The following is a 24,180-nucleotide window of genomic DNA, read 5'->3' on the forward strand; positions in this document are numbered from 1 at the left end:
TAGCGAGATCTGTGCCAGATTCAGGATCGGTTACCCGAGCAACTCGCTCATGGCGATGATCTGCTCCGCCACTTGAATCAGCTTCTGCTGCCGGCTCATCGCCTGGCGGCGCATCAAGGTGTAGGCCTCTTCCTCGTTGCAGTCCTTCATTTTCATCAACAGCCCTTTGGCCAGCTCGATGCGCTTGCGCTCGGCCAGTTGCTGGTCGCGGGCGTTGAGTTGGGCGCGCAGGGCCTGGTCGCTTTCAAAACGTGCCATGGCAACGTCGAGAATCGGCTGCAAGCGCTGTGCGTGGATGCCTTCGACGATGTAGGCACTGACTCCGGACTTAATCGCCTGACGCATCACATCGGGGTCATGTTCATCGGTAAACATCACAATCGGCCGCGGTTGGTCGCGGCTCACGAGCACCACTTGTTCCATCACATCTCGGCTCGGTGACTCGGTATCGATCAAAATCACATCCGGACGCACCGTTTCGACGCGCGCAGGCAGGTCGATGGTCAGGCCCGACTCGTCGATCACCTCAAACCCGGCTTCGGTCAGGGCCGCCTTCAGGCGACCGACCTTCTTCGCTGTGTCGTTGATCAGCAGGATACGCAACATATTCGCAATCTCCTGTCAGCGGCTGGCGAGAAGGGGTGAGCTGTCGCTCAGGGCGTGCAGCTTGAAACTGCGGGCATAGCCGGCGGGGTCCAAGCCGTCCCAGACCTTGCCGTCGATCAACTGGCTGCTGCGCATTTCCTGACCCGGGGCGGCGACACCCACCGCCGTGGCGGCCTCTCGATACAAGTCTAGTTGCTGGACCTGACGGGCCACGCCGAGGTAGTCCGGGTCATCGCGCAACAAACCCCAGCGACGGAACTGGGTCATGAACCACATGCCGTCGGACAAGTAAGGCAGGTTGACCTCGCCGTCCGCATGGAAACGCAGGGTATGCGGATCCTGCCAACGATTACCGAGGCCATCGGCGTAGTCACCGAGCAACCTTGGCGCGATGCAGTCGAGTGGCGCGTCGAGGTATTCGGGCGCACTCAACAGCTTCGCGGTGCTGCAGCGATTTTCCGTGCTTTGTTCGATGAAGCGGCTGGCTTCGAGGATCGCCATCACCAGCGCCCGGGCGGTGTTGGGGTATTGCTCGACAAAAACGCGGGTGCAACCGAGGACTTTTTCCGGATGATCGGGCCAGATGGTCTGTGTTGTGGCCAGGGTGAACCCCAGGTTCTGCTGCACCGCGTTGGCGGACCATGGCTCGCCGACGCAGAAACCATCGATGCGTCCGGCTTGCAGGTGCGCGACCATTTGCGGCGGCGGCACCACCACGCTGTTGATGTCCTGCAGCGGATGGATGCCCTGACTCGCGAGCCAGTAATACAGCCACATGGCGTGAGTGCCCGTAGGAAATGTCTGGGCGAAAGTGAGTTTTGGGCGACTTTGGTGCACGTGCCGGTCGAGTGCTTCAGGACTGGTCACGCCCAGGGCCTGTAAGCCATGGGAGAGATTGATGCTCTGGCCATTCTGATTCAGGCCCATGAGCACCGCCATGTCGGTCGATGCGACACCGCCGATGCCCAAATGCACGGCGTAGATCAAACCGTACAGGCTGTGGGCGGCGTCGAGTTCGCCACTGACCAACTTGTCCCGCAAGTTGGCCCAGGACGACTGGCGCTTGAGGTTCAGGGTCAGGCCATAAGGTTGGGCGAAGCCCTGCGTGGCCGCGACCACCACGGAGGCGCAGTCACTCAGGGCCATGAAGCCGAGGTTGATTTCGGTCCTTTCCGGGGCATCGCTGCCGTTGACCCAGGCCAGAGGGTTGGCTGGAACTTCAATCATCAGTAATCACCTTCCATAAAAAAGCGCCGGACCGGGCTGCTTGTCAGAGCAAGGCCAAGTGACGACGCCTTTGTCTTTCGACTCATCCCGCCGTTGGCATGAGTGCTGATGTCAGTGACGGTGCAAGGCATATGCCATCGCTCACTGATTTTGTCGCGCGTCTCGCCTGCAACCTCGATGCCCGGCTATAATCGCCGCCACTTTTCGTAGCCCAGAGTCAAACCCGCCCATGTACACCCTGGCCCGTCAGCTGTTGTTCAAACTTTCCCCGGAAACCTCCCACGATCTGTCCCTGGACCTGATCGGCGCGGGCGGGCGTTTGGGCCTCAACGGCTTGCTGTGCAAGGCATCGGCGAAAATGCCGGTGACCGTCATGGGCCTGGACTTCCCGAACCCGGTAGGTCTGGCGGCCGGTCTGGACAAGAACGGCGCGGCCATCGACGGTTTTGCCCAACTGGGTTTTGGTTTTGTCGAAATCGGTACCATCACCCCGCGTCCGCAGCCGGGCAACCCGAAGCCACGAATTTTCCGTCTGCCGGATGCCGAGGCGATCATCAACCGCATGGGGTTCAACAACCTCGGCGTCGATAATCTGTTGGCCCGAGTGGCGGCGGCCAAGTACAAGGGCGTACTGGGTATCAATATCGGCAAAAACTTCGATACCCCGGTTGAGCGGGCGGTCGACGACTACCTGATCTGTCTGGACAAGGTCTACGCCCACGCCAGCTACGTGACGGTCAACGTCAGCTCGCCGAACACCCCTGGTCTGCGCAGCTTGCAGTTCGGCGATTCGCTGAAGCAATTGTTGGCTGACCTGGCTACGCGCCGCGCAGAACTGGCGCTGCGCCATGGCAAACATGTCCCGCTGGCGATCAAGATTGCGCCGGACATGACCGACGAAGAAACCGCTCAGGTCGCGCAAGCGCTGATCGAAACCGGGATGGATGCGGTGATCGCCACCAACACCACCCTGAGCCGCGTCGGCGTTGAAGGCATGGAACACGGCGACGAGGCGGGCGGTCTGTCCGGCGCACCGGTTCGCGACAAGAGCACCCACACCGTGAAGGTGCTGGCGGCAGAGTTGGCCGGTCGCTTGCCGATCATTGCCGTGGGCGGCATCACCGAAGGCAAGCACGCGGCTGAGAAAATCGCTGCGGGCGCGAGCCTGGTGCAGCTCTATTCCGGTTTCATCTATAAAGGCCCTGCGTTGATTCGTGAATCGGTGGATGCGATCGCGGCTTTGCGGTAAACGACAGGCATAAAAAAGGGCTCCTCGAAGGAGCCCCTGGGCCGGAGCCCGCCGCCCGGATGGGGCGTGCGTGGTTAAGTCATTCAGTCATCAGATTGTCGTGTCGGAGTGTGTTAAGCCCTGTCATTAGCCGACGGCGTGAAGTTCGTTGAGTCTATGGATTCCCGCAGTGCCGGTCATACCGTCCCAGTTGTCGCCGCGTCCTTCTCGCCAGCCGTTAATCCAGGCTTGGCGTACCGACGGTAGAGTAAATGGGCAAAGCTCACGGGATTTGCCACCAACGCCATATTGATATCCGCGCAAAAATGCTCTTTCCAACGGATCACGCTTAAGTCTTCTCATAGGGTGTTGCCCTCACTTGTTGACTGTATTAATCGCGTTGACCTCAATCGAGGTCTGGCAGAAAAACTCCTGCCGTTGGGGCTCGCTGCCGGCGTCGCGAGCCAAGGTGTTGGCGTCATTGCGGCGTCAACCTGTGTTGAGTTCTAACCAATGCGTCACATCGAGGGAATGATCGTTTTGTCATAAGGACGTAACTATTAAGGTGGTATGGCCATAAGTAACACGATGTTGTCCCGTGTTTATTGGCAAAACCCCGGTATGATCGGCCCTGCGCTGCATGATGGATTGAATACCTAAGTGAGAATGCCTCCTGTTGAGCAGGGGGACTATTCGACGAAGGGTCGCTTTATGACATTTTGTTGCATCAACTTTTTTATCTGCCTTTGCATCTAAGCTCTTTTAACCCGAGCAGCAAGGGTGGAACGGCACACCTTCGTGCCACGCGGGCGCTCTTTTAGAAAAGCGCCTGATTGAAAACCGGGCCGGCAATGCGTTGTCGGTTCACTAAGCCAAAGGCTCTGAAATTCCAATGTCCGATCAATTCGAACTCTTCCTCACTTGCCCAAAAGGCCTTGAAGGCCTACTCATCGAGGAAGCCGTCGGGCTTGGCCTTGAAGAAGCGCGTGAGCACACCTCTGCCGTGCGCGGCATGGCGACCATGGAAACCGCTTATCGCCTGTGCCTGTGGTCGCGTCTGGCGAACCGGGTGCTGCTGGTGCTCAAGCGTTTCCCGATGAAGGACGCTGAAGACCTCTATCACGGCGTGCTCGATATCGAGTGGCAAGACCACATGCTCAACGATGGCACCCTGGCCGTCGAGTTCAGCGGTCACGGCTCGGGCATCGACAACACCCATTTCGGTGCGTTGAAGGTCAAGGACGCCATCGTCGACAAACTGCGCACGCCGCAGGGCGACCGCCCATCCATCGACAAACTCAACCCGGACCTGCGCATTCACCTGCGCCTGGACCGTGGTGAAGCGATTCTGTCCCTCGACCTCTCCGGCCACAGCCTGCATCAGCGCGGCTATCGCTTGCAGCAGGGCGCGGCGCCGTTGAAGGAAAACCTCGCGGCAGCGATCCTGATCCGTTCCGGTTGGCCACGCATTGCGGCCGATGGCGGCGCGCTGGCTGACCCGATGTGCGGTGTCGGTACGTTCCTGGTGGAAGCGGCGATGATCGCCGCCGACATGGCGCCGAACCTTCGCCGCGAGCAGTGGGGCTTCACGGCCTGGCTCGGTCACGTCCCGGCGCTGTGGAAAAAGCTTCACGAAGAAGCCACCGCCCGTGCCGCTGCCGGTCTGGCCAAGCCACCGCTGTGGATTCGCGGTTACGAAGCCGATCCGCGCCTGATTCAACCGGGTCGCAACAACGTCGAACGTGCCGGCCTGAGCGAGTGGATCAAGATCTACCAGGGCGAAGTCGGGACGTTCGAGCCGCGTCCGGACCAGAACCAGAAAGGTCTGGTGATCTGCAACCCGCCGTACGGCGAGCGTCTGGGTGACGAAGCGAGCTTGCTCTATCTCTACCAGAATCTCGGCGAACGTCTGCGACAGGCCTGCTTGAACTGGGAAGCGGCGGTATTCACCGGCGCCCCGGATCTGGGCAAGCGCATGGGCATTCGCAGCCACAAACAGTATTCGTTCTGGAACGGCGCCTTGCCGTGCAAATTGCTGCTGATCAAAGTCACGCCGGACCAGTTCGTCACGGGCGAACGTCGCACTCCGGAGCAGCGTCAGGTCGAGCGTGAGCAGGCCGAAGTCGAGGTCGCAGACAACGACGTAGCACCTGGCAAGTACGAGAAGTACAACAAGAACGGCAACCCGATCAAACCGGTACCGGTGGTGATTGAGCAACCGCGCTTGAGCGAAGGCGGGCAGATGTTTGCCAACCGTCTGCAAAAGAACCTCAAGGCCCTCGGCAAGTGGGTCAAGCGTGAAGGCATCGACTGCTACCGCGTCTACGATGCCGACATGCCGGAATACTCCATGGCCATCGACCTGTATCAGGATTGGGTCCACGTCCAGGAGTACGCCGCGCCGAAATCCATCGATCCGGAAAAAGCCTCGGCGCGTATGTTCGATGCCCTGGCCGCTATTCCGCAGGCCCTGAACATCGACAAGAGCCGCGTGGTGGTCAAGCGTCGTGAACGTCAGAGCGGCACCAAGCAGTACGAACGCCAAGCGGCACAGGGCAAGTTCGTCGAGGTCAATGAAGGTGGCGTGAAGCTGCTGGTGAATCTCACGGATTACCTCGACACCGGGCTGTTCCTCGACCACCGGCCGATGCGCATGCGAATCCAGAAAGAGGCGGCCGGTAAACGCTTCCTCAACCTGTATAGCTACACCGCGACCGCCAGTGTTCACGCAGCCAAGGGCGGCGCACGCAGCACCACCAGCGTCGACTTGTCGAAAACTTATCTGGACTGGGCGCGTCGCAACCTGTCGCTGAACGGTTTCTCTGACAAGAACCGTCTGGAGCAGGGCGATGTGATGGCCTGGCTCGACGCCTGCCGTGACGAGTACGACCTGATCTTCATCGACCCGCCGACGTTTTCCAACTCCAAGCGCATGGAAGGGATCTTCGACGTGCAGCGCGACCAGGTGCAATTGATCGATCTGGCCATGGCGCGTTTGGCACCGGGCGGGGTGTTGTACTTCTCCAATAACTTCCGCAAGTTCCAGCTCGAGGAAAACCTCACCGAGCGTTACGCGGTCGAGGAAATCACCGCCCAGACCATCGATCCGGATTTCGCCCGTAATGGCAAGATCCACCGTGCCTGGAGAATCGCGGCCCGTTGACATTTCCCCGCATTGGATCCACAGAGCCTTGATTTTCAAAGGCCCTTGGATTCTTTCCGGGCTGGTCAAATTGATGGCTAATAGCTATAACTCAACGCAGGGCCAATGGGCTTTCCCGCACCTGGCGTTTTGAGTTGCGTCTATGTCGTTGCACGCCGTGCGCCCGAAGATCCTGGGTTTTATCAGTGAAGATGCCTCGGCCTGGCTGGTCGCGCTGCTGGTATTGGTCGTCGGCGCAATTCTCACGGGATTGCTGGCGTGGTCGACGCTGAATCTGTTTCACCATCAATTGCGGCAACGTTTCCAACTGCTGGCCAGTGAACGTTACAGCCGTATCGAAGAACGTTTCGAAGATCAGGAGCAGCGTCTCGATGGCCTGCGCCGGTTCTTTGCCAATTCCGATTCGGTCTCCCGCGAGGAGTTCGACGGTTACACCCAACCGCTGCTGCACCGGACTCAGGCCTACTCCTTCGCCAAGCGGATAACCCGCGCCGAACGAGCGGAATTTGAACGCCAGGTGCGTGCAGAGGGTTTACCCGACTTCACCCTGCGTGAACTCAATGCCGACGGCCAGCTGCAACGGGCGGCCGAACGGGATGAGTATGTGGTGGTGCTTTATAGCCAGACCCAAAGCAAACTTGGCTCGCCGCTGGGCTACGACTTGTTGGCTCAACCCTTGCGCCGTTCCACCCTTGAACGGGCCGATCAGCACGGCGGTATGGCGGTATCGCAGCCAATGCACCTGGTCAATATCGAGCCGGCCTATGCGCGCGGCGTGCTGCTGGTCGCGCCGGTGCTGCTGCGTAGTAACCCGGCAACGGCGGGGTTGAAACCGTTCGGTTATGTCATGGCCGTGATAAGCATGCGCCAGTTGCTCGCGGACGGGCTGCCGGAGGCGGGCCGTGACTACCTTTCGGTGCGCATCCTCGACTTATCCACCGATGATCAGCACGAAGTGCTGTATGAGTCTCCCAACACACCGGCCCCCAGTGAATTGGCCGCGACCCGGCTGCTGCGGCTTGCCGACCATGACTATCAAGTCGACATCCAGCCCAGCGATGCCTTCCTGAAAGCCAACCACTCTTCGGTGACCAGCCTGGTGGTGCTGGGTGGCTTGCTCAGTCTGTTGCTCTGTGCCTTGCTCTATGTGCTGGTCAGTCAGCGTCAACGCGCGCTGAAAATGGTCGAGCAACGAACCCAGGAACTACGGGCCCGCGAGCAGGAGTTGCGCGGCACCCATGGCCAGTTGCGCGGCGTGCTGAATGCCGCGACTCAGGTGGCGATCATCGCCACTGACTTGCGCGGGGTCATCAGTACCTTTAATGCCGGTGCAGAGCAAATGCTCGGCTACACCAGCGCTGAGGTGGTGGGCCACATGACCCTGGAAAACCTGCACCTGCCCCGGGAACTCCTCGCACGCTCGGCGGAGTTGAGTGCGCGCTATGGCAAGCCGATTCCGACCTGCCAGGCGATGTTGGTCGAGGGCGGCGAGGAGGGCGGTCACGAAGCGCGGGAATGGACGTTGCTACGTAGCGACGGTAGCCATTTGACGGTGAACATGCTCGCGACCCCGGTACTCGACGAGCAAGGCCTGTGGGTCGGGCACCTGGCGATCTGTATCGACATCACTGAACGCAAGCGAGTCCACGAGGCCCTGGCGGCACGGGACCTGTTGTTGAAGAAACTCAGCGCTCATGTGCCCGGCGGGATCTACCAGTTCAAGATGGAATTCGATGGGCGCTTCAGCGTGATCTACGCCAGCGACGGTATTCGCGAGATCTACGAACTTGAGCCGGAGGTGCTGTTGCTCAACGCCGAAGCGATTTTCACGCGGATTCATCCGCAGGACACCACCCGAGTCCGCGCCTCGATCCGGGCCTCGGCGGACACACTCAGCCCTTGGCGCGAGGAATACCGCGTGCAGCTGCCCGTGCGCGGCCTGCGTTGGGTTCGTGGCGAGGCGACGCCAGAGGAACTGCCCGGCGGCGGCGTGCTCTGGCATGGCTACGTCTCGGACATTTCCGACCTCAAGCGGGTGCAAGAAGAATTGCGCGCGCTGTCGATCACTGACTCATTGACCGGGATCCACAACCGCCGCTATTTCCAGGAACGCCTGACCACCGAAATGGCCCGGGTCGAGCGCGGTGGCGGCGAACTGTCAGTGATCATGCTCGATATCGACTACTTCAAACGTATCAATGACCAGCATGGCCACGCTGTTGGCGATCGGGTGTTGCAGATCGTGTGCGAACGTATCGGCCATCGGCTGCGGCGCACCGACGTGTTCTGTCGCTTGGGTGGCGAGGAGTTCATGGTGCTTTGCCCGGACATCAACGGCGTGCATGCGCATGTCCTGGCCTTGCAGTTATGGCAGGGGTTGCGCAGTTCGCCGATCGAAGGCGTCGGGACAGTGACTGCGAGTTTCGGGATTGCCAGTTGGCGAGTCGGGGAGGGCGCGGATGCGCTGCTGTTGCGGGCGGATTCGGGGGTGTATGCGGCGAAACAGGCAGGACGGGATCGGGTTGAGGGGGAGATGAGCTAAGTGCTGGCTGCACGTGATGATCGTTCCCACGCTCCGCGTGGGAATGCCTCTAGGGACGCTCTGCGTCCAGTGACGCGGAGCGTCACGGGCTGCATTCCCACGCAGAGCGTGGGAACGATCAAGTTGGGGGTTACAACACCGAAGCCGTTTCCGGCAGTTTCGGCTGGCGATACAGGTCCAGCAGCACCTGATCCAGCACCGAAGAGGCCCCAAACGGTGCCTTGTCGTTGAGGATCGCCACCACCGCCCAGGTATTGCCGTTGATGTCGCGGCTGAAACCCGAGATGGCACGAACGGTGTTCAAGGTGCCGGTCTTGACGTGAGCTTCACCGCGCATCGCTGTGGTCTTCAGGCGTTTACGCATGGTGCCGTCGGTGCCGGCAATCGGCATCGAACTGATGAACTCGGCGGAATAAGGACTACGCCATGCGGCTTGCAGCATCGCGGCCATTTCCCGGGCACTGACTCGTTCGGCGCGGGACAGGCCGGAGCCGTTCTCCATCACCAGGTGCGGCGCCGTGATGCCTTTCTTCGCCAGCCACTGACGGACCACACGCTGCGCGGCTTTAGCATCATCACCATCAGCGTCGGTGCGGAATTTCTGACCCAGACTCAGGAACAGCTGCTGAGCCATGGTGTTGTTACTGTATTTGTTGATGTCACGGATGATTTCAGCCAGGTCCGGCGAGAACGCCCGGGCCAGCAATTTGGCATTGCTCGGGGTAGCCGCCAGCAAATCCTTGCCCTGAATGCTGCCACCCAGTTCCTTCCAGATCGCCCGCACGGCGCCCGCGGTGTAGGTCGCGTGGTCGAGCAGCGACAGATAAGTCTGGGAGCTGCAGCCCTCGCCCAACTGGCCACCGACCGTCACGGTCACGCTGCCATCGGCCTGGGTTACCGGGTTGTAACGCACGCCACCGGCGCATTGCTTGGAGTTGACGGCTTTGACCTGGTTTTCGATGCGAATCGTGGCAATCGGCGGTTCTACCGAAATCAGAACCCTGCCGTTGTCGTTACGCGCCACAAAACGCAGGGCCTTAAGGTTGACCATCAACGAATCGGGTTTGACCAGGAACGGTTTGTTCTCGTCATTGCCATCGTCGTTGAACTGCGGCAGTTGCGGTTGTACGAAGAAACTGCGGTCCAGCACCAAGTCGCCGGTGATTTGCGTCACGCCGTTGGCGCGCAGATCACGCATCAGCAACCAGAGTTTTTCCATGTTCAGCTTCGGATCGCCGCCACCCTTGAGGTAGAGGTTACCGTTGAGGATGCCGCCGCTGAGGGTGCCATCGGTGTAAAACTCGGTTTTCCACTGGTGGTTAGGGCCGAGCATTTCCAGCGCCGCGTAAGTGGTGACCAGTTTCATGGTCGAGGCCGGATTGACGGACACGTCAGCGTTGAAAATGGTCGGGGTGCCAGGGCCATTGAGCGGGATCATCACCAGCGACAGGGCGTTGTCCTGCAGCTTGCTGGCCTTGAGGGCTTTTTCAACGTTAGGCGACAGCGCGGTATTGATCGGGGCGGCGGAAACAGTGAAGGCCAGAGGGAGTAGAAAACCGGCCAGTAACAATGGACGCAAAGATTTGATCATGTGAAATAAAACCCTACAGCCGAGGGGGAAAAAGACGAGGGCATGAAGATAAATTCCCTCAGCGGTCATGAAAGTGTCGGCATTATGCCCCAAGGTGTAGCGGCTTGTGCCGTACCCTGGTCCTCTAATCCGCTATTTTTTTACCGACGGTAGGGCCTGCAACCCAGAGAGACGGGCAATCGGCGCCTTAAACTGCTAAAGTGCCGCCCGTTATTACTTATGAGGATTGTTCCAATGGCGACTAACCGTTCCCAGCGTCTGCGCAAAAAACTGTGCGTCGATGAATTTCAAGAGCTGGGTTTCGAACTGAACCTGGATTTCAAAGAAGATTTGGCTGATGAAGCCATTGATGCTTTCCTCGACGCGTTCCTGAAAGAAGCCATGGAAGCCAACGGTCTGGGCTATGTTGGCGGCGACGACTTCGGTCTGGTTTGCCTGCAGAAGCGTGGCTCGGTTTCCGAAGAGCAGCGTGCCGCAGTTGAAGCCTGGCTCAAAGGCCGCAGCGAACTGACTGAAGCAACCGTCAGCCCGCTGATCGACGTCTGGTACCCGGAAAAGCCGATCAATCCGGTAGCTTGATGTTCTAAAAAACGGCGACCCAAGGGTCGCCGTTTTTTTATGCCCGCTTTTTGTAGGAGCAAGGCTTGCCCGCGATGGCGATCTCAGGGACGCTATCGCGGGCAAGCCTTGCTCCTACGGGTCTTTAAGCTTTACGCCAGTTCAGAACCACCAACGTTAGAACCCCCGCCACAATCCCCCAGAACGCCGAACCGATGGAAAACAGCGTCAGCCCCGACGCTGTGACCATAAAGGTAATCAGCGCCGCTTCACGTTCCTTCACTTCGCTCATGGCAATGCTCAAGCCATTGATGATCGAGCCGAACAACGCCAGTGCCGCAATCGACAGCACCAACTCTTTCGGCAGCGCGGCAAACAACGCTGCCAGCGTTGCGCCAAACACCCCGGCGATCCCGTAGAAAATCCCGCACCAGACGGCCGCCGTGTAGCGCTTGTTACGATCCTCATGGGCATGCGGCCCGGTGCAAATCGCTGCACTGATGGCCGCCAGGTTGATCCCGTGGGAACCGAACGGCGCCAGCAGTAACGAGGCGATGCCGGTGGTGGTGATCAGCGGCGAGGCCGGCACGGTGTAACCGTCAGCGCGCAGCACGGCGATGCCCGGCATGTTCTGCGACGTCATTGCCACGACAAACAGCGGGATGCCGATGCTGATGGTCGCGGCCAGGGAGAAGTGCGGCGTGGTCCAGACCGGCGTCGCCACTTCCAGATGGAAACCGCTGAAATCCAGCAGCCCCATGAACCCCGACAGCGTCGTGCCGATCAACAGCGCGGCCAGCACGGCATAACGCGGCGACAGGCGCTTGACCACCAGGTAAGTGAAGAACATCCCCAGTACCAGAGCAGTGCGATGCTGGGCGGCGACGAAGATTTCGCTGCCAATCTTGAACAGAATTCCCGCCAGCAAGGCTGCGGCCAATGACGCTGGAATCTTCTTCACCAGCCGTTCGAAGCTGCCGGTCAGGCCACAAAGGGTCACCAGTACCGCGCAGGTAATGTAGGCACCAATGGCTTCGCCGTAACTCACGCCGCCCAGACTGGTGATCAGCAACGCCGCGCCGGGGGTCGACCAGGCGATCGTGATGGGGGTGCGATAGCGCAAAGACAGGCCAATCGAGCACACCGCCATGCCAATGGAGATCGCCCAGATCCACGACGAAATCTGCCCGCTGGTCAGACCCGCCGCTTGCCCGGCCTGGAACATCAGGACCAGCGAGCTGGTGTAACCGGTCATCATCGCAATGAATCCGGCGACGATCGCCGAGGGCGACGTATCGGCAAAAGGGCGGAGCTGCGTGTGCGTGGCGTCGTTCATGACCGCGGTGTTCCTTGTTCTGATAAAGATGTCGAATCAACGCTGAACAATGTAGGAGCGGAGCTTGCCGCGAAGGCAGAGGCTCAGGTCGACATAAATGTTGAATGTTAAACCGCCTTCGCTAGCAAGCTCTGCTCCTACAGGGGATCGCGTTCAAGCTGCGGATCCTGCGATCAAGCCTAAACTCAAAAGTAACCAAGCGTTGCAATACAGCCGAGGCCGCAAACAACGGTACAGTCGTGTAGCCACCCTCCATTGTGTACAATCGCAGTGTTTTTTACGCGATACTTGCCAGCGACCCACTGTGCCGTATTACAGTCACGGTCAATTCGCCGCAGTTCTTCCGACTCGAGTGCCCATGAACGAACAGTTGCAACCCCTAAAGAAACAACCGCGAGCAGGCAAAGCCGGCCGTAGCGGTACCCAGGACGATATTGTCTACGCGCATATCTTCGAGGCCATCCTCGAACAGCGTCTGGCGCCCGGCACCAAGTTGAGCGAAGAAGCGCTGGGGGAAATTTTCGGGGTCAGTCGCACCATCATTCGCCGCGCGCTGTCGCGCCTGGCCCATGAAGGCGTCGTGCTGCTGCGTCCGAACCGTGGCGCTGTCGTCGCCAGCCCGAGTGTCGAAGAGGCTCGCCAAGTGTTCTTGGCCCGGCGTCTGGTGGAGCGAGCGATCACTGAATTGGCTGTGCAGCACGCCACTGGCGAACAGATTGCCGAGTTGCGCCAGATGGTCAACGACGAGCGCGACAGCTTCTCCCGTGGCGATCGCGGTGCCGGTATCCGTCTGTCGGGCGAGTTTCACTTGAAGTTGGCCGAAGCGGCGAAAAACGCGCCGCTGATCAGCTTCCAGCGCAGTCTGGTGTCCCAGACTTCGTTGATCATTGCCCAGTACGAAAGCGGCAATCGCTCCCACTGTTCCTACGATGAGCACACCCAGCTGATCGACGCCATCGAAGCGCGCAACGCTGAGCTGGCGGTGGACCTGATGATGCATCACATGGATCACATCGACAGCAAACTCAACCTCGACGAAGAAAGCGCATCGGATGATTTGCATGCGGTGTTCTCGCATTTGTTGCAGACCAAGAAGCCAGGGCGGCCGGTCGCGAAACTCTGAAGTACCGATGATAAAAATCCCCCGCAGCCTTCCGGTTGCGGGGGATTTTTTTTGAGTATCTGATCGTTCCTACGCAGACCAGAGCGTGGGAACGATCAGCGTGAAGAGTTTTTAGCGCTGATGCACCTGATTCCCCGCCGCATACGTCTGCAGAACAGTCCGGTCATCCCCCAGCGTCATCAATACAAACAACGTTTCTGCAATGTTATTGGCCTGCTTCAAGCGATAGCTCAGCAGCGGCGTGGCGTTGTAGTCCAGTACCAGGAAGTCGGCGTCGGTGCCCGGTTGCAGGGTGCCAATCTTGTCTTCCAGGCGCAACGCGCGGGCACCGCCGAGGGTCGCCAGGTATAGCGACTTGAACGGGCTCAGTCGCGCACCTTGCATCTGCATGACCTTGTAGGCTTCGTTCAGGGTCTGCAGCAGCGAGAAACTGGTGCCGCCACCGACGTCTGTGCCCAAACCAACATTCAATTTGTGCTTCTCAGCCATCGGCAGGTTGAACAGGCCGCTGCCGAGGAAGAAGTTCGAGGTGGGGCAGAAGGCGATCGCCGAGCCGGTTTCCGCCAGCCGCGCGCACTCGTCGTCGCACAGGTGCACGCCGTGGGCGAATACCGAGCGCTCGCCGAGCAGTTTGTAGTGGTCGTAGACGTCCAGGTAGCCCTTGCGCTCCGGAAACAGCTCCTTGACCCACTCGACTTCCTTGAGGTTTTCGCTGATGTGGGTCTGCATGTACAGGTCGGAGAATTCGCTGAGCAACTGGCCTGCAAGGGTCAGCTGTTCCGGGGTGCTGGTCGGGGCGAAGCGCGGGGTGACCGCGTAGTGCAGGCGACCCTTGCCGTGCCAGCGTTCGATCAGCGCCTTGCTTTCGACATAGCTGGATTCAGCGGTGTCGGTCAGGTAGTCCGGGGCGTTGCGGTCCATCATCACCTTACCGGCGATCATCCGCAGGTCTAGCTGCTCGGCGGCCTCGAAGAACGAATTCACCGATTGTGGATGCACGCTGCCGAATACCAGCGCGGTGGTGGTGCCGTTGCGCAGCAGTTCCTTGATGAAAATGCCCGCGACTTCGTCGGCGTGGGCCTTGTCGGCGAACTGGCTTTCGCACGGGAAAGTGTAAGTGTTGAGCCAGTCCAGCAGTTGCTCGCCGTAGGCACCGACCATGCCGGTTTGCGGCAAATGAATGTGGGTGTCGATGAAGCCTGGGGTGATCAAGGCATCCTGGTAATGGGTGATTTCGATGTCGGCCGGCAGGGTCGGCAGCAATTCGCTGGCGTGGCCGACGGCGCTGATCTGGCCGTTATCGACCACCAGCAGGCCGTCCTCGAAATACTCATACGAGGCTTCGATGCCCACTTCAGCGGGGTCGGCGATGCTGTGCAGAATGGCGGCGCGGTAGGCTTTTCGAGTCAAAGGCATGGGAGCTCTCAATTTTTAGACTTGTCAGTTCGAGGCTTGGCTGCGGCGTGAAGCAGGCAGCAGTTTGGCAATCGATGATCCGGCGCTGGCAGTGTGCTGGCCGAAATTGGCGTTATAGGTGGCGATGATTTCGCCGGCGATGGAGATGGCGATTTCCACAGGCAACTTGCCTTTGACTTCGCCGATGCCCATCGGGCAGCGCATGCGTTGCAGCACGGCGCTGTCGAAACCACGGTCACGCAATCGGTGTTCGAATTTCACTCGTTTGGTCTTCGAACCGATCAGGCCGAAGTAGGCGAAGTCGTTGCGTTTGAGGATCGCGGCGGTGAGTTCGAGGTCGAGCTGATGGTTGTGGGTCATGACGATGCAATAGCTGCCGGCGGGCAGGTCATCGATTTCATCCACAGGTTCCTCGGCGACGATTTTGCGTACGCCATGAGGGATCTGTTCGGGGAACTCGGCTTCCCGCGAGTCGATCCAGCGCACCCGGCAGGGCAGGCTGGCGAGCAGCGGCACCAGCGCCCGACCGACATGGCCGGCGCCGAACACGGCGATTTGCGCCTGGACCTGGCCCATCGGCTCGAACAGCAACACGGTCACGCCGCCGCAGCACTGGCCCAGGCTGGCGCCGAGGCTGAAGCGCTCCAGATGGGTGTCCTGCCTGCCACTGGCAAGCATTTCCCGGCCGATCTGCATGGCCTTGTATTCCAGATGCCCGCCACCGATGGTGTCGAAGGTCTGGGTGGTGCTGATGACCATCTTCGAACCGGCATTGCGCGGCGTCGAGCCGAGCTCTTCGATGATGGTCACCAACACGCAGGGTTCACCTTGGGTTTGCAGGTCGGCGAGGGCGTCGATCCAGTTGTACATGTTTCACCTCAACATCTCTGTTGTCTGTTCGGGCCTCTTCGCGGGCAAGCCTCGCTCCTACAAGTTTTGCGGCGAATGTATTATCGCGATACACCGCCAATCTGTAGGAGCGAGGCTTGCCCGCGAAGGCCGCGCCTCGGTCTTAAAGCGAAGCCCACTCCGGCTCAGCTTCGACAGCCTTGGCCGCCTTCAACTGGCGCATCTGCTCACAGCCCCACAACACCCGCTCCGGCGTCGCCGGTGCGTCGATTTTCGGTTGATGCTTGTAGTCGCCAAGGCTCGCCACGGCGTCCTTGATCGCACACCACGCCGCGATGCCAAGCATGAACGGCGGCTCACCCACGGCCTTGGAATGGAACACCGTGTCTTCCGGGTTTTTACGGTTTTCCACCAGCTTCACGCGCAGGTCCAGCGGCATGTCCGCCACCGCCGGGATCTTGTAGCTGGCCGGGCCGTTGGTCATCAGTTTGCCTTTGTTGTTCCACACCAGTTCTTCCATGGTCAGCCAGCCCATGCCCTGGATGAAACCACCCTCGACCTGGCCAATGTCGATCGCCGGGTTCAGCGAGTCGCCGACGTCATGCAGAATGTCGGTGCGCAGCATCTTGTACTCACCGGTCAAGGTGTCGATGATCACTTCGCAACAGGCTGCACCGAAGGCGTAGTAGTAGAACGGCCGACCTCGGGCCTGGCTGCGGTCGTAGAAGATTTTCGGGGTCTTGTAGAACCCGGTACTCGACAGCGACACCTGAGCGAAATACGCCTGCTGGATCAGCGATTCAAAGGTCAGGATGTGATCGCGAACCCGCACGTGACCGTTGTGGAATTCCACGTCTTCTTCGCTGACCTTGTACTGCCGCGCGGCAAATTCAACCAGGCGTTTCTTGATGATTTCAGCGGCGTTCTGCGCGGCTTTACCGTTGAGGTCGGCACCGCTGGAAGCGGCGGTCGGCGAAGTGTTCGGGACCTTGTCGGTGTTGGTCGCGGTGATCTGCACGCGGTCCATTTCCACCTGGAACACTTCGGCCACAACCTGCGCGACCTTGGTGTTCAAACCCTGGCCCATTTCAGTGCCGCCATGGTTCAGGTGGATGCTGCCATCGGTGTAGATGTGGATCAGTGCGCCGGCCTGATTGAGGAAACTGGCGGTGAAGGAAATACCAAATTTCACCGGGGTCAGCGCCAGGCCTTTTTTCAGGATCGGGCTGTTGGCGTTGTAGCGACGAATCGCTTCGCGGCGCTCGGCGTACTGGCTGCTTTCTTCGAGTTCGGCGGTCATTTCCTCGAGCATGTTGTGCTCGACGGTCTGGTAGTAATGGGTAACGTTGCGCTCGGTCTTGCCGTAGTAGTTGGCCTTGCGCACGGCCAGCGGATCAAGGGCCAGATGGCGGGCAATCGCGTCCATCACTTCTTCGATGGCGACCATCCCCTGCGGGCCGCCGAAACCACGGTAAGCGGTGTTCGACGCGGTGTTGGTTTTGCAGCGATGACCGTTGATGGTCGCATCGCCCAGGTAGTACGAGTTGTCGGCGTGGAACATTGCGCGGTCAACAATCGACGCCGACAAGTCTGGCGAGCAACCGCAGTTCCCAGCCAGCTCCAGAGCGATTCCGTGCAGCCGACCGGTGCTGTCGAAGCCCACGTCGTATTCGACGTAGAACGGGTGACGCTTGCCGGTCATCAGCATGTCTTCGACGCGCGGCAGGCGCATTTTGGTCGGTTGCCCGGTGAGGTGCGCGATCACTGCGCACAGGCATGCCGGGCTGGCGGCCTGGGTTTCCTTGCCGCCGAAACCACCGCCCATGCGGCGCATGTCGACGACGATCTTGTTCATCGACACATCGAGCACTTCGGCCACCAGTTTCTGCACTTCGGTGGGGTTCTGCGTCGAGCAATAAACGATCATCCCGCCATCTTCAGTCGGCATCACCGAAGAGATCTGGGTTTCGAGGTAGAAGTGTTCCTGGCCGCCGATGTGCAGCGTGCCCTGGATGCGATGCTCGGCGGTGGCCAACGCACTGGCCGAATCGCCGCGCTGATGGGTGTGGCTGTCGAGTACGAAGTGGCGTTTGCGCAGGGCTTCGACCACGTCCAACACCGGTTCGAGATCTTCGTATTCGATGATCGCGGCCATGGCGGCTTTGCGTGCGGTTTCCAGGTCTTTCGCGGCGACGGCGAGCACTGGTTGACCGACGAATTGCACATCGTCGATGGCCAGCAGCGGGTCGCCCGGCAGCAATGGGCCGATGTCTTTCAGACCCGGCACGTCTTTGTGGGTGATGGCGATGCGCACGCCTTCGAAGGCGTAGCAAGGCTGGGTGTCGATGCTGATGATTTTCGCGTGAGCACGGTCCGACAGGCGTGCGTAAACGTGCAGCTGGTTCGGAAACTCCAGGCGATCGTCGATGTACTGCGCTTCACCGGACACATGCTTGTCGGCGCTGTCGTGCTTGACGCTGCGGCCGACGCCGGTGGTCAGGTCCTTGGCGAACAATTCAGCCAATTCGGCTTGAGTCTTCTCTACGGCGTGATGATTAGACATAAGCGGTCACCCGAGTCTCGATGTGCGGTGTTTGCAGTTCGATGAAGTATTTACGCAGCAGGTTCTGCGCGCTGAGCAGGCGGTATTCCTTGCTGGCGCGGAAGTCCGAGAGCGGCGTGAAATCTTCGGCCAATGCGGTGCAGGCGCGTTCGACGGTGTCGTTGTTCCAAGTGGCGCCGAGCAATACAGCTTCGCAGGCCTTGGCGCGTTTTGGTGTAGCCGCCATGCCGCCGAAGGCGACGCGGGCATCGGCGATCACGCCATTGTCGATGCGCAGGTTGAACGCAGCGCAGACCGCGGAAATGTCATCGTCCAGACGCTTCGACACCTTGTAGGCGCGGAACAATTGTTCGGCGCTGGCGCGAGGCACGATGATCTTTTCGATGAACTCGCTTTCCTGACGCGCGGTGACCCGGTAATCGATGAAGTAATCTTCCAGCGCCATCGTGCGGCGGACTTCGCCTTTGCACAGGACAATCTGCGCGCCGAGTGCAATCAGCAGGGGCGGGGAGTCACCGATCGGCGAGGCGTTGCCGATATTGCCGCCGAGGGTGCCCTGGTTGCGGATCTGCAAAGAGGCGAAACGCTGCAACAGTTCGCCGAAGTCCGGGTACTCGGCCTTCAAGGCCTCGTAGCAATCGGAGAGGGACGTGGCGGCGCCGATTTCCAGGCGATCGTCGAAGCGTTCGACGCGCTTCATCTCGGCGACGTTGCCCACATAAATCATCACCGGCAGGGTGCGGTGGAACTGAGTGACTTCCAGCGCCAGATCCGTACCGCCAGCCAGCAGGCGAGCCTCTGGATAAGCGTCGTAGAGGTCAGCCAGATCGGCGACGGTCAGCGGCACCAGGCAGCGTTTGTCGCCGCTGTTGAGTTCGCCGATGTCGGTAGGTGCGATGGCTTTCAGTCTAGCAATGGTGTCGGCTTCGCGAACATCGAACTGATCCGGTTGCTTGCCGCAGCAGGATTGTTCGGCGGCAGCCAGAATCGGCCGATAGCCGGTGCAGCGGCAGAGGTTGCCGGCCAGCGCTTCGTGAGCTTTATGAGCATCCGGTTGATCGCTGTTCTTTTGCAGCGCGAACAACGACATCACAAAGCCTGGCGTGCAGAAACCGCATTGCGAGCCATGGCATTCGACCATGGCTTTCTGCACGCTGTGCAGTTGGCCCTGGTGCTTGAGGTCTTCGACGCTGATCAGTTGTTTGCCGTGCAGTGACGAAACGAACGTCAGGCACGAGTTGAGGCTGCGATAGCGAATATGTTCGCGGCCATCGTCATCCGTTTGCAGCTCGCCGACCACCACGGTGCATGCACCGCAGTCACCGCTGGCGCAGCCTTCTTTGGTGCCGGGTTTGCCCACATGGTCGCGCAGATAATTGAGCACGGTCAGGTTTGGGTCCAGGGCGTGCTCGCTACGGAGTTCCTGGTTAAGTAAAAACTGGATCACGGAAGGCCTCGCAGACTCATTATTGTTGTTAACCGACTTGAACCGAATTTATCAGGTCTGACTTTCCGGTCAATGATTTTCTGACTTAAAGGTCAGGAAATAGCATTTTGTCGATCAACGACTCGTTACTTCATTATTGACCCTCACGGGATAGCCTGCTTTTTGCTTGAATCGTGCCAAAAACCGCCGAGTGGGCACTCCGCCATGACCCTTTATGTGCGGTACACTGCGCCGCTTGTGCAGATCGAAGAGTTTGAAGGACAACCATGACGTTCAAGGCGCCGGACAGCCTCGCCGAGCAAATTGCTCACCACCTCGCCGAACGCATCATTCGTGGCGAAATGAAGCCCGGGGAGCGCATCCAGGAACAGAAGGTCACGCTGGCCCTCAATGTCAGCCGCGGTTCGGTCCGTGAGGCCTTGCTGATCCTCGAGCGCCGCCACCTGATCGCGATTCTACCGCGACGCGGCGCCCACGTGACTGAGCTCACGGTCCACAAGGTCCGGAGCCTGTGCACGCTGATGAGCGAGCTTTACATTCTGCTGGGCAATGCAGTGGCCAGCGGCTGGCAAGTCCAGGCCGACATGGCGCCGTTCGTGCAAATCCAGCAGCGTCTGACCGCCAGCTACGAACGTCAGGACATTCGCACCTTCGTCGACGACAGCTTCAGTGTGATGCGTGCCGCGTATCCGTTCGCCAACAACCCGTACTTGCAGGAAACCGTCGAGAACCTGCAGCCGGCCATGAGCCGCGCGTATTTCCTCGCCCTGGAACAGCGCAAGGCCTCGATGAGCGAGTTCCTCGAGCTGTTCGAACGCTTGCTCGCCGCCGTGCTGGCCCGAGATTTTCCGCAGATCCGCATCGTGCTGACGGCGTATGCCCAGCGTAGCTGCGATCTGGTGGTTTCTGCCCTGACGGACGCTTAAGCGTGCGGCTAAAGTGCATCAAGCTGGCGGGGTTCAAATCCTTCGTCGACCCGACCACGGTGAACTTCCCCAGTAACATGGCGGCAGTGGTCGGGCCCAATGGATGCGGCAAGTCGAACATCATCGACGCCGTCCGTTGGGTGATGGGCGAGAGTTCGGCCAAGAACCTGCGCGGCGAGTCGATGACTGACGTCATCTTCAACGGCTCCACCAGTCGTAAACCGGTGAGTCAGGCCAGCATCGAGCTGGTGTTCGATAACTCCGACGGCACTCTGCTCGGCGAATACGCCGCCTATGCGGAAATTTCCATTCGCCGCAAAGTAACCCGCGACAGCCAGACAACCTATTACCTCAACGGCACCAAATGCCGCCGCCGCGATATCACCGACATCTTTCTCGGTACAGGCCTGGGCCCGCGCAGCTATTCGATTATCGAGCAGGGGATGATCTCCAAGCTGATCGAGTCAAAGCCCGAAGACCTGCGCAACTTTATTGAAGAAGCGGCCGGCATCTCCAAATACAAGGAGCGCCGGCGCGAGACCGAAAATCGCATCCGTCGCACCCACGAAAACCTAGCCCGCCTGACCGACCTGCGCGAAGAGCTCGAGCGTCAGCTTGAACGCTTGCACCGCCAGGCCGAGGCTGCCAAGAAGTATCAGGAATACAAGGGCGAGGAGCGTCAGCTCAAGGCTCAGCTGTCGGCCCTGCGCTGGCAGGCGTTGAACGAGCAGGTCGGTCAACGCGAAGCGATTATCGGCACTCAGGAAGTCACGTTCGAAGCTCTGGTGGCTGAGCAGCGCAATGCCGACGCGGCTATCGAACGCCTGCGCGACGGTCACCACGACCTGTCCGAGCGCTTCAATCTGGTGCAGGGGCGCTTCTATTCGGTCGGCGGCGACATCGCCCGGGTCGAGCAGAGCATCCAGCATGGACAGCAGCGCCTGCGCCAATTGCAGGACGACCTGAAAGAGGCCGAGCGTGCGCGTCTGGAAACCGAGTCTCATCTGGGCCTCGATCGCACCTTGCTGCAGACACTCGGCGAAGAGCTGGACTTGCTCACCCCGGAACAGGAGGTCTCCAGCGCCGCCGCCGAAGAGGCCGCCGCCGCGCTGGAAGAATCCGAAACCACCATGCACGGCTGGCAGGAGCAGTGGGACACGTTCAACCTCACCGCTGCCGAGCCTCGTCGTCAGTCTGAAGTGCAGCAGTCGCGCATCCAGCAGCTGGAAACCAGCATGGAGCGACTGGCCGATCGTCAGAAGCGTCTTGGCGAGGAACGCGCGTTGCTGTCGGCGGACCCGGAAGACGCGGCGATCATGGAGCTCAGTGAGCAGTTGGCCGCTTCCGAGGCCACGCTTGAAGATTTGCAGGCCAGCGAAGAAGCTCAGGTCGAACGCCTTGAGCAACTGCGTCAGGAGTTGCAATTGGCGCTGCAAAATCAGCAGCAGGCTCAAGGTGATTTACAGCGCCTCAACGGTCGCCTCGCTTCCCTTGAAGCCTTGCAGCAAGCCGCACTCGATCCGGGCACCGGCACCGCCGAATGGCTGCGCGAACAACATTTGGCGGACCGTCCGCGTCTGGCCGAAGACCTGAAAGTCGAAGCCGGTTGGGAGCTGGCGGTGGAAACCGTGCTCGGCGCCGACCTGCAAGCGGTGTTGGTGGATGACTTCGGCGATTTCGATCTGGCCGGTTTTGCCCAAGGCGATTTGCGGTTGCTCAGCCCGGCCAGTGATGGTGCGCGCGTGCCCGGCAGCTTGCTCGATAAAGTGGAAGCGCAGATCGATCTGTCGCCATGGTTGGGGCAAATTAAACCGGTCGACAGCCTCGAACAGGCCTTGGCCCTGCGCAGTCAATTGAGCGCCGGCGAGAGTCTGATTAGCCGCGATGGTTACTGGGTCGGTCGACACTTTTTGCGTGTGCGCCGAGCCAGCGAAGCGCAAAGCGGTGTGCTGGCCCGTGGTCAGGAAATCCAGCGCCTGGGCCTTGAACGCGATGAGCGCGAAGCCACGGTCGAAACCCTGGAAACCCAACTTCAAAATCTCAGGGCGCAGCAGCGTCAGCAGGAAAACGGTCGCGAACATTTGCGCCGTCTGCTGCAAGACGAAGCGCGTCAGCAAGGTGAGCTGAAAGCCCAGTTGTCCGCCGGTAAAGCCAAGGCCGAACAACTGACCTTGCGCCGTACTCGTCTCGACGAAGAGCTGACCGAGCTGGGCGAGCAGCGCGCACTTGAACACGAAAACATCGGCGAAGCGCGCCTGCAATTGCAGGATGCCCTCGACAGCATGGCGCTGGACACCGAGCAGCGCGAATTGCTGCTGGCCCAACGCGACAGCCTGCGCGAGCGCCTCGATCGAGTGCGTCAGGAAGCCCGGCAGCACAAGGATCACGCGCATCAACTGGCGGTGCGTCTGGGTTCGCTCAAGGCCCAGCACGATTCCACGCGTCAGGCGCTGGAACGTCTGGAAATGCAGTCCGAGCGCCTGACCGAAAAACGCGAACAGCTGAGTCTCAACCTGGAGGAGGGCGAGGCGCCGCTGGAAGAGCTGCGGTTGAAACTTGAAGAGCTGCTCGACAAGCGCATGACGGTCGACGAAGAACTCAAGACTGCGCAGATCGCCCTGGAAGATGCGGATCGCGAATTGCGCGACGCCGAGAAACGCCGCAATCAGGCCGAGCAACAATCCCAATTGATCCGCGGCCAACTCGAACACCAACGCATGGAATGGCAAGCCCTGACCGTGCGCCGCAAGACCCTCGAAGATCAATTGCTCGAGGACGGCTACGACCTCCCCGGCGTGCTCGCCACGCTGGTGGCCGAGGCCAACGAGAAGGACGCCGAAGAAGAACTCGAACGCATTGCCGCACGCATTCAGCGTCTCGGCGCGATCAACCTCGCGGCCATCGACGAATACCAGCAACAATCCGAGCGTAAACGTTATCTGGATGCACAGAACGCCGATCTGGTGGAAGCACTGGACACCCTCGAAAACGTGATTCGCAAGATCGACAAGGAAACCCGTAACCGCTTCAAAGATACCTTTGATCAGATCAATGGCGGATTACAGGCGCTTTTCCCAAAAGTTTTCGGTGGAGGCCGCGCGTATTTGGAACTGACGGGCGAAGATCTACTCGATACAGGGGTGACGATCATGGCGCAACCACCCGGAAAGAAGAACAGCACCATCCATTTGCTCTCCGGTGGCGAAAAAGCCCTGACCGCACTGGCCCTGGTTTTTGCGATCTTCAAGTTGAATCCGGCGCCGTTCTGCATGCTCGACGAAGTTGACGCACCCCTGGATGACGCTAACGTTGGACGCTACGCACGGCTGGTCAAAGAGATGTCCGAGACGGTGCAGTTCATCTATATCACCCACAACAAGATCGCCATGGAAATGGCCGATCAACTGATGGGCGTTACGATGCACGAGCCGGGTTGTTCGCGTCTGGTGGCAGTGGATGTTGAGGAGGCGATGGCGATGGTGGAGGCCTGAGTCGGTGCGCTTGTAGGAAAGGTTTTTTCGAGTTGTAGGACTTTTTTACCTGCCCCGACTTGCTGGCCAATCGACATATTCGCGCAAGCCATTGTGACAGACGGTGTAAAGTTG

The 24,180-nt window shown here is 59.9% G+C and carries 16 protein-coding genes; 7 read left to right on the forward strand and 9 right to left on the reverse strand.

Features of this window, described 5'->3' with window-relative positions:
- Positions 1–30 precede the first annotated feature (30 nt).
- The gene (locus ACYZT0_RS05970) at positions 31–606 is read right to left on the reverse strand and encodes an ANTAR domain-containing response regulator (RefSeq protein ID WP_008146285.1); all 576 of its coding nucleotides are present in this window, start codon (positions 604–606) and stop codon (positions 31–33) included.
- A 15-nt stretch (positions 607–621) separates the two neighbouring features.
- Positions 622–1,833: a CmpA/NrtA family ABC transporter substrate-binding protein gene (locus ACYZT0_RS05975; protein ID WP_462045034.1), complete on the reverse strand. Its 1,212-nt coding sequence runs from the start codon at positions 1,831–1,833 to the stop codon at positions 622–624.
- Positions 1,834–2,062: 229 nt separating this feature from the next.
- Here ACYZT0_RS05975 and ACYZT0_RS05980 point away from each other — a divergent pair, with 229 nt between their 5' ends.
- On the forward strand, positions 2,063–3,082 hold the full coding sequence (locus tag ACYZT0_RS05980; RefSeq protein WP_462045035.1) for a quinone-dependent dihydroorotate dehydrogenase: 1,020 nt from the start codon (positions 2,063–2,065) through the stop codon (positions 3,080–3,082).
- A gap of 126 nt (positions 3,083–3,208) precedes the next feature.
- On the opposite strand, the gene rmf is transcribed toward ACYZT0_RS05980, so the two are convergent.
- Positions 3,209–3,424: a ribosome modulation factor gene (rmf, locus tag ACYZT0_RS05985; RefSeq protein WP_003223300.1), complete on the reverse strand. Its 216-nt coding sequence runs from the start codon at positions 3,422–3,424 to the stop codon at positions 3,209–3,211.
- A 529-nt stretch (positions 3,425–3,953) separates the two neighbouring features.
- Between rmf and rlmKL the strand changes: the two genes are divergently transcribed.
- Together rlmKL and ACYZT0_RS05995 are read left to right on the forward strand one after the other, a co-directional pair.
- Entirely contained in the window at positions 3,954–6,224 is a 2,271-nt protein-coding gene (gene rlmKL, locus ACYZT0_RS05990; protein ID WP_462045036.1) for a bifunctional 23S rRNA (guanine(2069)-N(7))-methyltransferase RlmK/23S rRNA (guanine(2445)-N(2))-methyltransferase RlmL, read from the forward strand.
- A 142-nt stretch (positions 6,225–6,366) separates the two neighbouring features.
- Entirely contained in the window at positions 6,367–8,766 is a 2,400-nt protein-coding gene (locus ACYZT0_RS05995; RefSeq protein WP_462045037.1) for a sensor domain-containing diguanylate cyclase, read from the forward strand.
- A gap of 130 nt (positions 8,767–8,896) precedes the next feature.
- On the opposite strand, the gene dacB is transcribed toward ACYZT0_RS05995, so the two are convergent.
- Complete coding sequence (dacB, locus tag ACYZT0_RS06000; protein ID WP_462045038.1) at positions 8,897–10,357, reverse strand: D-alanyl-D-alanine carboxypeptidase/D-alanyl-D-alanine endopeptidase; 1,461 nt, start codon at positions 10,355–10,357, stop codon at positions 8,897–8,899.
- A gap of 234 nt (positions 10,358–10,591) precedes the next feature.
- On the opposite strand from dacB, the gene ACYZT0_RS06005 reads away from it, so the two are divergent.
- Positions 10,592–10,936, forward strand: a complete 345-nt coding sequence (locus ACYZT0_RS06005; RefSeq protein ID WP_007896965.1) for a YggL family protein — start codon at positions 10,592–10,594, stop codon at positions 10,934–10,936.
- Positions 10,937–11,060: 124 nt separating this feature from the next.
- On the opposite strand, the gene ACYZT0_RS06010 is transcribed toward ACYZT0_RS06005, so the two are convergent.
- Positions 11,061–12,251 (reverse strand): benzoate/H(+) symporter BenE family transporter, encoded by a 1,191-nt coding sequence (locus tag ACYZT0_RS06010; protein ID WP_462045039.1) that lies wholly within the window; start codon positions 12,249–12,251, stop codon positions 11,061–11,063.
- A gap of 358 nt (positions 12,252–12,609) precedes the next feature.
- Here ACYZT0_RS06010 and ACYZT0_RS06015 point away from each other — a divergent pair, with 358 nt between their 5' ends.
- The gene (locus ACYZT0_RS06015; RefSeq protein WP_462045040.1) at positions 12,610–13,374 is read left to right on the forward strand and encodes a GntR family transcriptional regulator; all 765 of its coding nucleotides are present in this window, start codon (positions 12,610–12,612) and stop codon (positions 13,372–13,374) included.
- A 111-nt stretch (positions 13,375–13,485) separates the two neighbouring features.
- On the opposite strand, the gene guaD is transcribed toward ACYZT0_RS06015, so the two are convergent.
- From guaD to xdhA, 4 genes are all read right to left on the reverse strand, one after another.
- Entirely contained in the window at positions 13,486–14,790 is a 1,305-nt protein-coding gene (gene guaD / locus ACYZT0_RS06020) for a guanine deaminase (RefSeq protein WP_462045041.1), read from the reverse strand.
- Between the two features lie 24 nt (positions 14,791–14,814).
- Entirely contained in the window at positions 14,815–15,660 is an 846-nt protein-coding gene (gene xdhC / locus ACYZT0_RS06025) for a xanthine dehydrogenase accessory protein XdhC (protein ID WP_462045042.1), read from the reverse strand.
- Between the two features lie 142 nt (positions 15,661–15,802).
- The gene (gene xdhB, locus ACYZT0_RS06030) at positions 15,803–18,202 is read right to left on the reverse strand and encodes a xanthine dehydrogenase molybdopterin binding subunit (RefSeq protein WP_462045043.1); all 2,400 of its coding nucleotides are present in this window, start codon (positions 18,200–18,202) and stop codon (positions 15,803–15,805) included.
- Entirely contained in the window at positions 18,195–19,649 is a 1,455-nt protein-coding gene (gene xdhA / locus ACYZT0_RS06035; protein WP_462045044.1) for a xanthine dehydrogenase small subunit, read from the reverse strand. The genes xdhB and xdhA overlap by 8 nt, the downstream gene beginning before the upstream one ends.
- Before the next feature lie 266 nt (positions 19,650–19,915).
- Here xdhA and ACYZT0_RS06040 point away from each other — a divergent pair, with 266 nt between their 5' ends.
- The gene (locus ACYZT0_RS06040) at positions 19,916–20,575 is read left to right on the forward strand and encodes a GntR family transcriptional regulator (RefSeq protein WP_462045045.1); all 660 of its coding nucleotides are present in this window, start codon (positions 19,916–19,918) and stop codon (positions 20,573–20,575) included.
- A 2-nt stretch (positions 20,576–20,577) separates the two neighbouring features.
- Positions 20,578–24,066, forward strand: a complete 3,489-nt coding sequence (gene smc, locus ACYZT0_RS06045; protein WP_462045046.1) for a chromosome segregation protein SMC — start codon at positions 20,578–20,580, stop codon at positions 24,064–24,066.
- Positions 24,067–24,180 lie beyond the last annotated feature (114 nt).

Source organism: Pseudomonas sp. ZS1P83 (genome assembly GCF_054897825.1).

What these genes read in the sequence shown, in the direction of transcription:
- ACYZT0_RS05970 (WP_008146285.1), bottom strand. Translation starts at nt 606, where the DNA reads ATGTTGCGTATCCTGCTGATCAACGACACAGCGAAGAAGGTCGGTCGC.
- ACYZT0_RS05975 (WP_462045034.1), bottom strand. Translation starts at nt 1,833, where the DNA reads ATGATTGAAGTTCCAGCCAACCCTCTGGCCTGGGTCAACGGCAGCGAT.
- ACYZT0_RS05980 (WP_462045035.1), top strand. Translation starts at nt 2,063, where the DNA reads ATGTACACCCTGGCCCGTCAGCTGTTGTTCAAACTTTCCCCGGAAACC.
- rmf (WP_003223300.1), bottom strand. Translation starts at nt 3,424, where the DNA reads ATGAGAAGACTTAAGCGTGATCCGTTGGAAAGAGCATTTTTGCGCGGA.
- rlmKL (WP_462045036.1), top strand. Translation starts at nt 3,954, where the DNA reads ATGTCCGATCAATTCGAACTCTTCCTCACTTGCCCAAAAGGCCTTGAA.
- ACYZT0_RS05995 (WP_462045037.1), top strand. Translation starts at nt 6,367, where the DNA reads ATGTCGTTGCACGCCGTGCGCCCGAAGATCCTGGGTTTTATCAGTGAA.
- dacB (WP_462045038.1), bottom strand. Translation starts at nt 10,357, where the DNA reads ATGATCAAATCTTTGCGTCCATTGTTACTGGCCGGTTTTCTACTCCCT.
- ACYZT0_RS06005 (WP_007896965.1), top strand. Translation starts at nt 10,592, where the DNA reads ATGGCGACTAACCGTTCCCAGCGTCTGCGCAAAAAACTGTGCGTCGAT.
- ACYZT0_RS06010 (WP_462045039.1), bottom strand. Translation starts at nt 12,251, where the DNA reads ATGAACGACGCCACGCACACGCAGCTCCGCCCTTTTGCCGATACGTCG.
- ACYZT0_RS06015 (WP_462045040.1), top strand. Translation starts at nt 12,610, where the DNA reads ATGAACGAACAGTTGCAACCCCTAAAGAAACAACCGCGAGCAGGCAAA.
- guaD (WP_462045041.1), bottom strand. Translation starts at nt 14,790, where the DNA reads ATGCCTTTGACTCGAAAAGCCTACCGCGCCGCCATTCTGCACAGCATC.
- xdhC (WP_462045042.1), bottom strand. Translation starts at nt 15,660, where the DNA reads ATGTACAACTGGATCGACGCCCTCGCCGACCTGCAAACCCAAGGTGAA.
- xdhB (WP_462045043.1), bottom strand. Translation starts at nt 18,202, where the DNA reads ATGTCTAATCATCACGCCGTAGAGAAGACTCAAGCCGAATTGGCTGAA.
- ACYZT0_RS06040 (WP_462045045.1), top strand. Translation starts at nt 19,916, where the DNA reads ATGACGTTCAAGGCGCCGGACAGCCTCGCCGAGCAAATTGCTCACCAC.